This window comes from Aggregatibacter valvarum (genome assembly GCF_980468985.1).
Genome location: NZ_OZ413141.1, coordinates 1,820,819 through 1,834,604, shown reverse-complemented (window position 1 = coordinate 1,834,604; position 13,786 = coordinate 1,820,819). Strand labels below are relative to the sequence as shown.

Sequence of the window (13,786 nt, the reverse complement as noted above, 5' to 3'; positions counted from 1 at the left end):
CACTTTTCTTTGCTTACTTTCTTTTGTGCAAGCAAAAGAAAGTGAGTCGCCATCGGCGAAATCCGATATTTCTACAAAATAACATTTGATTTAAATAAAACAAAAATGAACTACCTCCAATACTATCCTGTTGACATCGTCAACGGCGAAGGCACGCGTTGTACGCTGTTTGTCAGCGGTTGTACCCATGGCTGCAAAGGGTGCTATAACCAAAAAAGCTGGTCGTTTAGCGCCGGGGTGCCCTTTGGTAGTGAAATGGAAGAACAAATTCTCAAGGATCTCAAAGACACGCGAATTAAGCGACAAGGACTAACCCTTTCCGGGGGAGACCCTTTGCATCCGAGAAACATAGAAGCTCTGTTGCCTTTGGTTCAACGGGTAAAACGGGAATGTCCCGACAAAGATATTTGGGTTTGGACAGGTTACAAATTAGAGGAGTTGGACGCATATCAACGGCAAATGTTGCCCTACATTGATGTGCTCATTGATGGCAAGTTTATTCAAGAACAGGCGGACCCAAGTTTAGTTTGGCGTGGCTCGGCGAACCAAATCATTCATCGATTAGCGTCAAAAAAACAGACCGCATCGAACATTTCTGACGGCTATTTAGCGGCTGGGCTTATTCAGCGATTTAAGATTTAGAGGCGAAAGTAGAGGCAGGAAAAACAAAAGTGCGGTGGATTTAAAAAACGTTTTTCAAACCTACCGCACTTTTTCATCTATTACAGAATATGTTGATATTCTTCTAACATTTCTTTCGGCCAAACGCTGGATTGCACTTCGCCGATATGTTTTTTACGTAATAACAACATCGCCAAACGAGATTGACCGATACCGCCACCAATACTTAACGGCAATTTGCCTTGCAATAATTCTTGGTGCCAATCCATGTTGAGACGGTCTTCATCACCGGTTAAGCTCACTTGTAAACGTAACGCTGCTTCATCTACACGAATGCCCATTGAAGACAACTCAAAGGCTTTACCAAGCTGGTCGTTCCAAACCAAGATATCTCCGTTCAAGCCTTTGTAGCCATTTTCTGACTCTGTTGTCCAGTCATCATAATCCGGTGCACGTCCATCGTGTGGCTTGCCGTCAGACAATTTGCCGCCGATACCGACTAAGAAAACGGCGCCGTATTCTTTACAAATCGCATTTTCACGTTCTTTGCCGCTCATGTTTGGATAACGTTTCACGAGGTCTTCACTGTGTACGAAAGTAATGTGTTTTGGTAGTACGGACGGAATATCAAAACGGGCTTCCACCGCCAATTCTGTTAAGCGAATCGCACGATAAATCGAATTCACGGTTTCTTTTAAATAGGCGAAATTACGACGACCTTCCGGAATCACTTTCTCCCAGTCCCATTGGTCAACATAAACGGAGTGGGTCGCATCTAACGAATCTTCGTCCGGACGCAACGCTTTCATGTGTACAAACAAGCCTTCGCCTTCTCTAAAATGAAAACGAGCCAATGTATGACGTTTCCATTTTGCCAAAGAGTGAACCACTTCAAACACCGCATTTGGAATTTGTTTTACATGCACTTGAACCGCTTTTTCAATACCGGAAAGGTTATCTTGCATACCATTACCGACTTGGCTAAGAATCGGGCCTTGAACTTCGATGATGCCTAATTGCTCGATGAGGTTTTGAGTAAATGTATTTTTTACAAAACTAATCTCTTGTTGTTGCAAAATAAATGTCTTTTTCATTGTTTTTACCCTATATTATTTAACGTTTCTACATGAATGCGGTAGATTCTCCCCATTCTTTAGGATTAATGCAACAAAATTTAGCCAGAATTAAAGAAACTTCATTATTATTTAAATAACATCTAAAAAATAATATAATTATTTAGAGTTTTTAAAACAAAGGAGTGTGTTATGCACAATATCGACAATTTAGATCAACAAATATTGCGTGTATTAACCAAAGATGCCCGAACCCCTTATGCAGAAATGGCGAAAAATTTTGGTGTTAGCCCCGGCACAATTCATGTTCGGGTGGAAAAAATGCGCCAATCAGGCATTATTGAAGGGACAAAAGTGAAAATCAATGAACGCAAACTGGGTTATGATGTTTGCGGTTTCATTGGCATTATTTTGAAATCGGCAAAAGATTATGACAAAGTGATCAAAAAACTGGAAGCCATTGATGAAGTAGTAGAAGCCTATTACACCACTGGCAATTACTCCATCTTCATTAAAGTCATGACACACACGATTGCCGAACTGCATTTAGTCTTGTCGGCAAAAATTCAATTAATTGATGAGATTCAATCCACAGAAACCTTAATTTCCATGCAGAACCCGATTTTGCGTGATATTAAACCGTAAAAAACAAAGAACAAGAAAGGAGGATGTTATGTCAGAAGTCTTTCACCTTGGCTTAACGAAAGCCATGTTAGATGGGGCTAAATTAGCCATCGTCCCGGGCGCACCGGAGCGTGTGGAACGCATTGCACGCTTATTAGATCGCCCCAAATTCCTCGCCTCCACCCGCGAATTTACCTCTTGGCTCGGCTATATTGAGGAACATGCCGTAGTCGTATGTTCCACCGGTATTGGCGGACCATCGGTTTCCATCGCGGTAGAAGAATTAGCCCAACTCGGTGTGCGTACTTTCTTACGTATTGGCACAACCGGCGCCATCCAACCGCACATTAACGTCGGTGATTTATTAGTGACAACCGGTGCTGTACGTCTCGATGGTGCCAGCCGCCATTTCGCGCCATTGGAATATCCGGCGGTAGCAAACTTTGAGTGTACCGAAGCCCTTTACAAAGTCGCCAAAGAAGAAGTCGGCGATGCCGTCCATGTGGGTATCACAGCTTCTTCCGACACCTTCTATCCGGGACAAGAACGTTACGACACCTACACCGGCAAAATTTACCGTCATTTCCAAGGTTCATTAAAACAATGGCAAGAATTAAACGTGATGAACTACGAAATGGAATCGGCTACCTTGTTCACCATGTGCTCTGCCCTTGGTTTACGTGCCGGCATGATCGCAGGCGCTATCGTCAACCGCACCCAACAAGAAATCCCGAATGAGGCGACGATTCAATCCACGGAAGAAACCGCCATTCATGTGGTAGTGAAAGCGGCAGGCTTGTTAGTGTAATTTTATCGGCTTACTTATGTAGAAGATCTGTGAGGATCTTCTACATTTATTTATTTGAACGATACGCCTTATCCATCGCCATAATCACTTCACGCACCACTTTTTTCTGCTCCTGTGGCAAATTCAAGAACATTTGAAACAGCGTTTGATCTTAATTGACTTAAATGACTAAATATATAATATGGCAATATCAGAATTTATATTCCCATAGGTTACAAAAAATATTTCTTATTCTTTGTTTAATTTAACGAGAAAATGTTTAAATTGTTCTTCATGACTATTTAGTTTTCCAAAAAATAACTCATCAATTTTCTCAATTAACGGAACAGCTGTTTTTAATATTTCTTCTCCCTTTTTTTTCAACATAACAACTTTTGCTCTGGTATCTCTTGAGTGTTCTTTTCTTTCTACAAAATGATGTTTTTCTAATAAACTCAATATCTGAGATACCGTCATGACATCTATCTCAGAGAGTTTTGAAATCATAACTTGTGTAACTTCGTTCTCGTTTTGTGATAGATAAGCAAGAGAAGCCAGAACAACAAATTGAGGATGTGTCAGATTTATTTTCTTTAGCTCCTTTTTTATCATGAGGTGCCATTTATTGTACACCCTCATAAATAACAAGCCGGTTGATTTTTCTGAGTCGTCTTTATATTTCGAGATAAACAAATAGCAATTACCTTATTTTTCTAAGAGATTTTTTAGGATAAATATGGACTGTGGAACGTCTGAAAAAACGTGTTTTAAAAAGTCTAAATGTTGCTCATCTTCATTTTCTAAAATTACAGTATGTTTTATATTTACACTTCCGTCATGATTATCAATTATTTGATGACCGAAAAGGATATCTCCAAAAGGTGTCTCTGTCTTATCCCAAAATTCTTCAAAAGGTTTTACAAGAGTAAGTTGATATTCCATGGGAGGCATCCCTTCAAGTTCCATCGTTCCATATGAACCCGTCTCGAATTTTCCGTTCAGTGTTATATTTTTTAAATCGGTTTCCCAGTGATACCATTTTTCAATATTTGCATAGTAATTCCACACATCTTCTTTTGTGGTTTTAATTTTTAAACTAAAGCTGAATTCCATGATGACTCTCCTATTTTTATAAGTGCACTTATTATATATTGGTTTATAATATTATCAACAAATTTCTAGTAGGAGTAGGGGCTTTAGATTTTCTAACTAGGAAAATCACTTTCTTCAGTATGTGAAGTTTGTTGTAATCCACTTCTTTTATCGTTCCCAATGAGCCGTTTTAATACCTAAAACGCCACCCAAAACGACCGCACTTTGCCTCTATTTCCCGATACAAAACGAACTAAAAATATTCGTGAGCAAATCATCAGAGGTAAACTGGCCGGTAATTTCACTTAAGGCATCTTGCACCATACGCAACTCTTCCGCCAACAATTCACCGGCATGGAATTGGGTTAATTGAATGTGTCCTGTCTGTAAGTGTTGTGCCGCCTGTTCTAAGGCTTCCAAGTGGCGACGGCGAGCTAAGAATCCCCCTTCGATCCCCGTTTGATACCCCATCGCTTGTTTTAAATGCTCACGCAATAAATCCACGCCTTGCTGAGTTTTTGCGGACAAATTGACGACCGTATAACCGTCTTGCTCATATAAGCGTTCCGTTTCACCGGTTAAATCCGCTTTGTTTCGAATAAGGGTAACCGGAATAGTATTCGGTAATTTTGCTAAAAATTCCGACCGCACTTTGGCTAAATCTTGCTCGGCATCGCTGCTATCCAGCATCAATAAAATACGATCCGCCTGTTCAATTTCATTCCATGCACGTGAAATACCAATGCGCTCCACCTCATCTGTCGCATCACGTAAGCCTGCGGTATCAATAATATGTAATGGCATGCCATCTAAGTGGATATGCTCGCGCAACACATCCCGCGTAGTACCGGCAATGTCTGTGACAATCGCCGCTTCACGCCCGGCAAGGGCATTCAATAAACTGGATTTCCCAGCGTTAGGGCGGCCGGCAATGACCACTTTCATGCCTTCACGCAAAATAGAACCTTGTTTTGCTTCGGCACGCACCTGATCCAACTGCGCAATAATGCCATTCAAATGTCCTTCAATTTTGCCATCGGCAAGAAAATCAATTTCTTCATCCGGAAAATCAATCGCCGCCTCCACATAAGTACGCAAATAAATGACGGAATCCACAAGCTGATTCACTTTATTGGAAAACTCGCCTTGCAACGATTTCAGTGCTGAACGTGCTGCCTGTTCGGAGCTTGCATCAATTAAATCGGCAATCGCTTCCGCTTGGGCTAAATCCAATTTATCGTTCAAAAATGCCTGCTCAGAAAACTCGCCCGGACGCGCGAGTCGAATGCCATCAATAAGTAAAATACGCTTTAGTAATAAATCTAATACGACCTGTCCGCCGTGGCCCTGAAGTTCAAGCACGTCTTCGCCGGTAAAAGAATTTGGCCCTTTAAAATACAGTGCAATCCCTTGATCTAATACCGTGCCATCCGCATCTTTAAAGGGCAAATAATCTGCCATACGTGGTTTGGGGCATTTTCCTAATACCGCTTGTGCCACATCAGTGGCCTTCGGGCCTGATACACGTAAAATGCCAATACCGCCACGCCCTGGCGCAGTGGCTTGAGCGACGATTGTTTCTTTCATAACTCTCCTTTTAAAGGTGCCGATTTTTTATCTCAATGTTTTTATCTCAATTTTATCTCAATGCGTAAAATGCGAAGAAAATTGACCGCACTTTATTTGACTAAGCCTTTTCATACCAAATACGATTCACATAGAGCTGAATCTTACCGGAAGGGGTTTCTACGGTAATTTCGTCGTCTTCTTCTTTACCAATTAAGGCACGCGCCACCGGTGAATCAATGGAAATCCAGTTTTTCGCCGGATCAAATTCATCACAGCCCACAATACGATATTGTTTCACTTCGCCATCTTCGTTTTCTAGCTCCACCCATGCACCGAAAAACACTTTTCCTTCTTGCTTCGGGGAATAATCCACGATTTGTAGCACTTCCAGCCGTTTAGTAAGAAAGCGTACACGGCGATCAATTTCCCGCAAGCGGCGTTTACCGTAAATATATTCCGCGTTTTCACTGCGATCGCCCAATGCGGCAGCATCAGATACCGCCTGTGTGACTTTTGGGCGTTCTTCTTTCCATAAAAATTTTAATTCCCGATCCAACACATTCCAGCCTTGTCGGGTAATGTAATTTGACTTTGCCATCATTCTGTCCTCAATTGCCGTAAAATTATACCGAAAAAGGAACAAACATTTGAGCCTCTTGCGCAAAAACAGTATGCTATGCCCGTTTTTTCATTATTAAGAAGTACATATCATGTTAAACCAGCAGATTAGCCAACTTATCGCGCAAGAGTTAAATGTACGCGATAGTCAAATTCTTGCCGCCATTCAATTATTAGACGATGGCAACACGATTCCTTTTATTGCCCGTTATCGTAAAGAAGCCACCGGCGGCTTAGATGATACACAACTACGTCATTTTGAAACCCGATTAATTTATTTACGCGAATTGGAAGACCGCCGCCAAACCATTCTGAAATCCATTGAAGAACAAGGCAAATTAACGGATGAATTACATGACAAAATCCAAGCTACACAAAGCAAAACCGAGTTGGAAGATTTGTATTTGCCGTTTAAACCAAAACGTCGTACCAAAGGCCAAATTGCCATTGAAGCAGGTCTTGAACCATTGGCGGATTTACTTTGGAACGAGCCAAAAACAGCGCCGGAAACCACCGCACTTGATTATGTGAATGCGGAGAAAGGCGTGGCAGATGTTAAGGCTGCATTAGACGGTGCCCGTTATATTTTGATGGAGCGTTTTGCCGAAGACGCAGGATTGTTGGCAAAAGTACGTGATTATTTAAGCAAAAATGCACTTATCGTTTCTAAGGTGATTGAGGGCAAAGAGGCGGAAGGTGCGAAATTCCAAGATTATTTTGATCACCAAGAGCTGCTTAAAAATGTGCCGTCTCACCGCGCTTTGGCGATGTTCCGTGGTCGCAATGAAGGCATTTTACAATTAAGTTTGAATGCGGACCCGGAAGCGGAAGAGGACAGTCGCCAAAGCTATTGTGAAGAGATTATTCGTGATTATTTAGGTGTTCGTTTTAATGGTCAACCTGCCGATAAATGGCGTGAGCAAGTGATTGCTTGGACATGGAAAATTAAAGTGGCCTTGCACTTAGAAACGGAACTTATGGCAACCTTGCGTGAGAAAGCGGAAGATGAAGCTATTGATGTGTTTGCACGAAATCTGACCGCACTTTTAATGGCTGCTCCGGCAGGCGCCAAGAACACGATGGGGTTAGACCCGGGTCTGCGTACCGGTGTGAAAGTGGCCGTGGTAGATAACACCGGTAAGTTATTGGCAACCGATACCATTTATCCCCACACTGGGCAGATGGAGCGTGCGATGTTGTCTATTTTCCAATTAATTAAACAACACAACGTGGAATTGATTGCTATCGGAAATGGGACAGCCTCTCGTGAGACTGAACGTTTCGCCAAAGATGTGATCAAGGAAATTAAAGAAAATAAACCACAAACAGTGGTGGTGAGCGAAGCGGGTGCTTCCGTCTATTCCGCTTCCGAATTGGCTGCGCAGGAATTTCCGGATTTGGATGTGTCCTTGCGTGGAGCCGTGTCAATCGCTCGTCGCTTGCAGGATCCATTGGCAGAATTGGTGAAAATCGAACCGAAAGCCATTGGCGTGGGGCAATATCAACATGATGTAAATCAAAGCCAATTAGCGCGTAAATTGGATGCGGTGGTGGAAGACTGTGTAAACGCTGTTGGTGTAGACTTAAACACTGCCTCTGTGCCGTTATTGGCGAGAGTGGCGGGTATGACTAAAACGATTGCTCAAAATATCGTGGCATATCGTGATGAAAACGGGCGTTTTGACAGCCGTGAGCAACTGAAAAAAGTTCCGCGTTTAGGCCCTAAAGCCTTCGAGCAATGCGCCGGGTTTATGCGTATCGCTGCAGGCGATAATCCGTTGGATGCCTCCGGTGTACACCCGGAAGCCTATCCGGTGGTAGAAAAAATTCTGCAAGCAACGGAACAATCGATTCAGGATTTAATGGGCAATGCAGGCTTAGTGCGCCAGCTTGATGCAAAACAGTTTACCGATGAGCAATTCGGTTTGCCGACAGTACAGGATATTTTCAAAGAATTGGAAAAACCGGGACGCGACCCGCGCGGTGAATTTAAAACTGCCACCTTCGCTGAGGGCGTGGAAGAAATTACGGATTTAAAAGCCGGCATGATTTTAGAAGGTACGGTAACCAACGTGACTAATTTCGGTGCCTTTGTGGATATTGGCGTACACCAAGACGGTTTGGTTCATATTTCTTCTCTCAGCGATAAATTCGTGGAAGATCCGCATCAAGTGGTGAAAACCGGTGATGTCGTGAAAGTGAAAGTATTGGAAGTGGATGTGGCGCGTCGTCGTATTGCATTAACCATGCGTTTAGATGAAAGTGCGGTGAAAAATGACGGAAAATCTGACCGCACTTTATCCGCAAAACCGCGTTCTGATAATGCCCGCCAAGACCGTAGCAATTCGCGAGCAAATAATGCAATGGGCAATGCCTTTGCGGATGCGCTGAAGAATTGGAAGAAGTAACGCCTAGGATGGCAAGCAGGCTAATCAACTTGATTAGCCTGTTTTTTTATTATAGCCAACCAAAGTCTGGTTATAAAAAACATACGCTATGCGTATGGAGTCCTTCCTCGTAGCGTGCAACTTGTTGCACGAATAATTAACCTCGATGCGTAATTCACGATTTCATGTGTAGCGTGCAACTTGTTGCACGAATAATTAACCTCGATGCGTAATTCACGATTTCATGTGTAGCGTGCATCTTGATGCACGACCAAATTACGCACGGAACGTTATTTAACGCTTTCGGGCATTCATGATTTCGTGCAACAAATTGCACGCTACGATTCACTAAAATAGTGATATGAAAATAAACACGGTGACCGGTTTTCACAATCCCCTTGAGGGGCTTGTGAAGTATAGGCCCTTATAGGGGAGCCTAAAAACCACACGTTTTACATGCGGATTGTTATTTGTGCATTGATAATAGAAATTACACCTGATATTTGCTTTTATCGCCAATGTCAAAATGCAACGGCATGCGCCATTTTTGAATGCTTAATAGCAAAATGAGAATACCGGTCACAAAGCATAATAAAGTGCTTAACCAAGTGATATTGAATAATAAGGCGAACCATAACACCGCAAAAAATATCGGTTGTAGATTTAAGGCAAAGACACGGAAGCAAAAATATTCTTTATAACTTAATCCGCCGAGGACCAAAAATGCCGCTCCCAGCGCCAGTTGCGGAAAACCTAACACTTGGCAGAGCAAGCCCACCCACATGGCAAATTGAAAAATATAGCGGAAGTTTTTCATATATAAATGCACGCAAGCGGCACATAAGGTCGCTGCGATAAGCAAACCAACGTGTGCTGTTGCAGGATACCAAGGCAGCATAAACAACATTGGAACGGCAAAGACAAAGCCCAAGCGATAAATGATGACTGTTGTGTAATCCCAACGATCCATAGGCGATTTAATATGCGGATCAGCCATGTTTTCTCCTTAATGTATCATTAATAAATTCGATTGAATGGGGCGTGACTTCTAAAAGGGAAGCGGTTTCTCCCCAATCACCCAGCACGATACGATGAAAGTGCGGTGGAATTTCATGGTGTTTTTGACGGTGTGTATGTCCGTGAATCATTTGTGTCACATGAAATTTCGCAAACATTTGCTGCACAAAATCGGCATTCACATCCATGATTTCCGTCGATTTTACTTGTTTATCCTGACGGCTTTTCGCGCGAATTTTCTCTGCGATGTTTAACCGCACTTTTAACGGTAAATGTAAGAACAGCCACTGGCGCCATTTTTGATGAACTTTTTGGCGATAGTGTTGATATTTCACATCGTCCACGCAAAGGGTGTCGCCGTGACATAAAAGGGTGGGCGTGCCGTATAAATCAATGACTTGATAAGTTGGCAGTAACGTCAGCCCGCACGCATTAGCAAATTTTTTGCCAATCAAAAAATCCCGGTTACCGTGCTGGAAATAGCATGGCACGCCTTGTTTTGTCAGATGTCTGATGAGCTGTTGCACTTCGCTGATGAGATCGGATTGTTCATCATCGCCAATCCAAAAATCAAATAAATCGCCCAAAATATAGAGTTTTTCTGCTTCTGGCGCTTGTTCTTGCATAAATTGACGAAACAGGGCTAATAAGTGCGGTCGATTTTCGGAGAGATGTAAATCCGCAATAAAATAGGTTTTTTGCATAGCAATTCAATTAAAAAATTTTTGATTAGATTAGCACATTTCATCGTTATGAATACACTTAACGGGCTAATTTCGTTATACTTACGCAAATTTTAAGGGGCTTTATCATGCTAAAAATCGCCAGAATTTTCATCATTGTTATTTGTTGTATTCTTATTTGTATCCTCGGTACGCTTTATTCTTTCATTCGTTTCCGTAATCCGAGTAATGTGGGTATTTTTGCCCGTTGGTTTGGACGGTTACATCCGCTCTTTGGTTTGAAAGTGGAACATCGTTTCCCGGCGAATGCCGATAAAGTGGGTCGCTGTATTTATATTGGCAACCATCAAAATAACTACGATATGGTGACTATTTCTTACATGGTCATGCCTCGTACAGTGAGCGTCGGCAAGAAGAGTCTGATTTGGGTACCGTTTTTCGGTATTTTATATTGGGCAACAGGCAATATTTTTCTCGATCGTGATAACCGCTCTAAAGCGCATAACACCATGTCGGAATTGGCTCGTCGTATTAATGAAGATAATCTGTCCATTTGGATGTTCCCAGAGGGAACGCGTAGTCGCGGACGCGGGTTATTGCCGTTCAAAACCGGGGCATTTCACGCCGCCATTGTCGCCGGTGTACCCATTGTGCCGGTCGTTTGCTCGACAACCCACAATAAAATCGATTTAAACCGTTGGGATAATGGCACAGTGATTTGTGAAATGCTGGAACCTATTGATGTATCCGGCTACAGCCGTGAAAATGTGCGCGAATTAGCGGAATATTGCCATGATGTGATGCAAAATCGCATTGCGGAATTGGACCGCGAAGTGGCGCAAAAAGAAGTTGAACAGAAAAACGAGAATAAGCAGGCCTAAATGAAACATTGCTCCCGTCGTCAGCTGTTAAAAACAACCTTATTTTCCACCGCACTTTTCAGTGTGCCGATACCTTTGTTGGCGGCAACACGGCCTACATTGACAATTCCGCCGCTGTTTGAGGCACGGCGAGGCAAGCCAATTTTTCTGAATATGCAAAATACCCAAGCACCGTTATTGCCCGGAAAACGTACCGAAGTGTGGGGCTTTAACGGCAGTTATTTAGGGCCAACCATTAAAATTAAGAAAGACGATTTTGCCAAACTGAATTGGAAAAATAATTTGCCGCAATTTGTCGCAATGAATATTCAAGGTTTGCAAGCCTCGAGCGAGTTGCTCGGCGGCATTGCGAAAAACTTACAAAAAGGCGAAACCTGGTCACCGATCATTCCTATTACGCAAGCACCGTCCACCTGCTGGTATCATGCCTGCACCCTTGCCAGCTCAGCGTATCAAACGTATCGTGGGTTAGTTGGATTATGGATTATCGAAGATAAAGAAAGTTTGAAATTGGGTTTGCCACAAAAATATGGCGTGGACGACATTCCGTTGATTCTCCAAGATATGCAACTGAACAGTGAAGGTGCGCAACTCTTCCAACAAAATCAAGGCAGTTTTGTCGGTGAGCGTTTGTTTGTCAACGGTCAAGAAGCACCTTATCTCACGGTACCACGCGGCTTAGTGCGCCTACGTCTCCTTAACGCCTCGCTTTCCCGCACCTATGAATTACGTTTTGATGACGAGCGCGAATTTACGCTCATTGCACAAGATCTCGGTTTCTTGCCGCAAGGTCAAAAACGCAATGTCATTACACTCGCGCCAAGTGAGCGTGTGGAAATTTTGGTGGACTTAAATGACGGTGAAAACGTGAGTCTCATTACCGGTAAAAAACGCGGTATTTTGGATAACATCAGTCATTTCTTTGATTCTGACGGTGAGTTAATTGATAATCGAATTTTAGAACTGCGTCCGGAAGGTCTTGCCGGTGCCTTTGAGAAAAAAGAACAGACTTGGCAATTTAACACGGATGCACCGAGTTTGCTGTCGGCTAACGTGCAACAAGAACGCACGTTTTATCTGGATACCAACAATGCCACGATAAACCAAAAACGCTTTGATCCGCGTCGCTTGGATGTTTCTGCAACCCTTGGTAGCGTAGAACGCTGGCACCTCAGCGCCTCCTCTCCGGTAGGTTTTAATGTGGTCGGCGCAAAATTTATTGTCGAATCTGTGAATGACAAACCGTTAGCGCAAAATGAAATCGGCTGGAAAGATAGCGTACTCATCAACGGAAACCTGTCTCTTTTAGTGAAATTTGAAAACACGTCTTCTAGTAATCATCCGTTCACCTTCGGCGCTTCCGATTTAATGTTGACAGACAAAGGCTGTATGGGATTGATGTTGGTGCAGTAGTCTTCTTTAAGGATGTTTTCTTTACATTTTATTTACATAAAGAGACTTCATTTTTGAAATTGATATGCTATATTTCTGGCCTGCATAGGCCTGCATAGGCCTGCATAGGCCTGCATAGGCCTGCATAGGCCTGCAGTAAGTGTATCATCGTATTTTTTCTCATGTATTAAGGATTCCACAATGAAAAATTCAATTGTTAAGTTTAGTTTAACGGCATTAGCCGCATTCACATTAGCTGCTTGTGGGAGCAGTGGTGGTAGCAGTGATAATACCGCTGCACCAAGCAATGAACAAAAAACACAGGCAACACCATCTAAAACCAATTTGCCAACACAAAATTCAACTAAGGCAAATCAAACTGTTACAGGTTCAGCTGTTGTTATCTCTGGACAAGATGACAAGGTTCAAGTCAAAAATGTTAAATTCAACGACGCAAATATAAATCAATTAGAGGTTGATGGCTAAAAGATTACACTTACTTACCCTGGCATTTACGCAGGTAGCTGGCAACGTATAAATAATACAGCCGTATGTTGTGGTAAGTATGCCAATGTCCGTATGGGCGTATCTTTAAGCAATGGTCCGACTGAAAAAGATATTCTGTTCTATAATGGCATTCCAACCCAAAATATGCCTGTAACCGGTTTGGCGTCGTATAAAGGCGATAGCATTATTTTGTCAGATGATATTGGCGATGATTCTGATGAGGTAGTCGGTCAATCTTCTTTTGATGTTAATTTTGGTGCGAAGACGCTAAGCGGTTCTATTACAGCCAACAATGCGCCAACCATTAATATTAGTGCGAATATTTCCGGTAATAGCTTTGAGGGTACGGCTAAATCGACAAAATTGACTGATGGCGCAGTTGAAGGTAAGTTTTATGGCAATAATGCGCTAGAATTAGGCGGCTTGGCAAAAGCAAATGATAATTCATGGGGCGCCGGTTTTGTCGGTAAGAAACAGTAATCTCCCCGAGTGAACAATAAAGCAAGCCATGTGCTTGCTTTATTTATTTGAATAT

General features: G+C 42.6%; 15 protein-coding genes. 8 read left to right on the top strand and 7 right to left on the bottom strand.

The annotated features are described in order from the left end of the window. The first annotated feature begins 105 nt into the window (after positions 1 to 105). Entirely contained in the window at positions 106 to 642 is a 537-nt protein-coding gene (gene nrdG, locus AC30SF_RS08700; RefSeq protein WP_479745279.1) for an anaerobic ribonucleoside-triphosphate reductase-activating protein, read from the top strand. An 80-nt stretch (positions 643 to 722) separates the two neighbouring features. Here the strand turns inward: nrdG and asnA are convergent, their stop codons facing one another. Further along, positions 723 to 1,715 (bottom strand): aspartate--ammonia ligase, encoded by a 993-nt coding sequence (gene asnA / locus AC30SF_RS08695; protein ID WP_005715731.1) that lies wholly within the window; start codon positions 1,713 to 1,715, stop codon positions 723 to 725. A 171-nt stretch (positions 1,716 to 1,886) separates the two neighbouring features. Between asnA and asnC the strand changes: the two genes are divergently transcribed. Beyond that, a complete protein-coding gene (asnC, locus tag AC30SF_RS08690; protein ID WP_005715729.1) occupies positions 1,887 to 2,339 on the top strand; it encodes a transcriptional regulator AsnC in 453 nt (150 codons plus the stop codon). A gap of 28 nt (positions 2,340 to 2,367) precedes the next feature. Further along, positions 2,368 to 3,126 carry a uridine phosphorylase gene (udp, locus tag AC30SF_RS08685; protein ID WP_209364168.1) on the top strand — a complete coding sequence of 253 codons (759 nt, stop codon included), beginning with the start codon at positions 2,368 to 2,370 and terminating at the stop codon, positions 3,124 to 3,126. 228 nt (positions 3,127 to 3,354) lie between these two features. Here the strand turns inward: udp and AC30SF_RS08680 are convergent, their stop codons facing one another. The 4 genes from AC30SF_RS08680 to greB all read right to left on the bottom strand — a co-directional run bounded on the left by AC30SF_RS08680 (position 3,355) and on the right by greB (position 6,364). Further along, positions 3,355 to 3,717: a MarR family winged helix-turn-helix transcriptional regulator gene (locus AC30SF_RS08680; RefSeq protein WP_448757183.1), complete on the bottom strand. Its 363-nt coding sequence runs from the start codon at positions 3,715 to 3,717 to the stop codon at positions 3,355 to 3,357. Positions 3,718 to 3,810: 93 nt separating this feature from the next. After that, on the bottom strand, positions 3,811 to 4,218 hold the full coding sequence (locus AC30SF_RS08675) for an SRPBCC family protein (protein ID WP_209364170.1): 408 nt from the start codon (positions 4,216 to 4,218) through the stop codon (positions 3,811 to 3,813). A gap of 210 nt (positions 4,219 to 4,428) precedes the next feature. Beyond that, positions 4,429 to 5,784, bottom strand: a complete 1,356-nt coding sequence (mnmE, locus tag AC30SF_RS08670) for a tRNA uridine-5-carboxymethylaminomethyl(34) synthesis GTPase MnmE (protein WP_489608188.1) — start codon at positions 5,782 to 5,784, stop codon at positions 4,429 to 4,431. A gap of 100 nt (positions 5,785 to 5,884) precedes the next feature. Continuing rightward, positions 5,885 to 6,364 carry a transcription elongation factor GreB gene (gene greB / locus AC30SF_RS08665; RefSeq protein ID WP_489608187.1) on the bottom strand — a complete coding sequence of 160 codons (480 nt, stop codon included), beginning with the start codon at positions 6,362 to 6,364 and terminating at the stop codon, positions 5,885 to 5,887. 112 nt (positions 6,365 to 6,476) lie between these two features. Between greB and AC30SF_RS08660 the strand changes: the two genes are divergently transcribed. Then, positions 6,477 to 8,792 (top strand): Tex family protein, encoded by a 2,316-nt coding sequence (locus tag AC30SF_RS08660; protein WP_489608186.1) that lies wholly within the window; start codon positions 6,477 to 6,479, stop codon positions 8,790 to 8,792. A 469-nt stretch (positions 8,793 to 9,261) separates the two neighbouring features. Here AC30SF_RS08660 and AC30SF_RS08655 read toward each other — a convergent pair whose 3' ends face one another. Beyond that, positions 9,262 to 9,768 (bottom strand): DUF2301 domain-containing membrane protein, encoded by a 507-nt coding sequence (locus AC30SF_RS08655; RefSeq protein WP_489608185.1) that lies wholly within the window; start codon positions 9,766 to 9,768, stop codon positions 9,262 to 9,264. Continuing rightward, the gene (lpxH, locus tag AC30SF_RS08650; protein ID WP_489608184.1) at positions 9,761 to 10,492 is read right to left on the bottom strand and encodes a UDP-2,3-diacylglucosamine diphosphatase; all 732 of its coding nucleotides are present in this window, start codon (positions 10,490 to 10,492) and stop codon (positions 9,761 to 9,763) included. The genes AC30SF_RS08655 and lpxH overlap by 8 nt, the downstream gene beginning before the upstream one ends. 107 nt (positions 10,493 to 10,599) lie before the next feature. Here lpxH and AC30SF_RS08645 point away from each other — a divergent pair, with 107 nt between their 5' ends. From AC30SF_RS08645 to AC30SF_RS08630, 4 genes are all read left to right on the top strand, one after another. Continuing rightward, the gene (locus AC30SF_RS08645) at positions 10,600 to 11,352 is read left to right on the top strand and encodes a 1-acylglycerol-3-phosphate O-acyltransferase (protein WP_489608183.1); all 753 of its coding nucleotides are present in this window, start codon (positions 10,600 to 10,602) and stop codon (positions 11,350 to 11,352) included. Beyond that, positions 11,353 to 12,765, top strand: a complete 1,413-nt coding sequence (locus AC30SF_RS08640; protein ID WP_489608182.1) for a multicopper oxidase domain-containing protein — start codon at positions 11,353 to 11,355, stop codon at positions 12,763 to 12,765. It begins immediately after the preceding gene. A 180-nt stretch (positions 12,766 to 12,945) separates the two neighbouring features. Then, on the top strand, positions 12,946 to 13,230 hold the full coding sequence (locus tag AC30SF_RS08635) for a hypothetical protein (protein ID WP_489608181.1): 285 nt from the start codon (positions 12,946 to 12,948) through the stop codon (positions 13,228 to 13,230). A 3-nt stretch (positions 13,231 to 13,233) separates the two neighbouring features. Then, positions 13,234 to 13,731 (top strand): Slam-dependent surface lipoprotein, encoded by a 498-nt coding sequence (locus AC30SF_RS08630; RefSeq protein ID WP_489608322.1) that lies wholly within the window; start codon positions 13,234 to 13,236, stop codon positions 13,729 to 13,731. Positions 13,732 to 13,786: the final 55 nt, after the last annotated feature.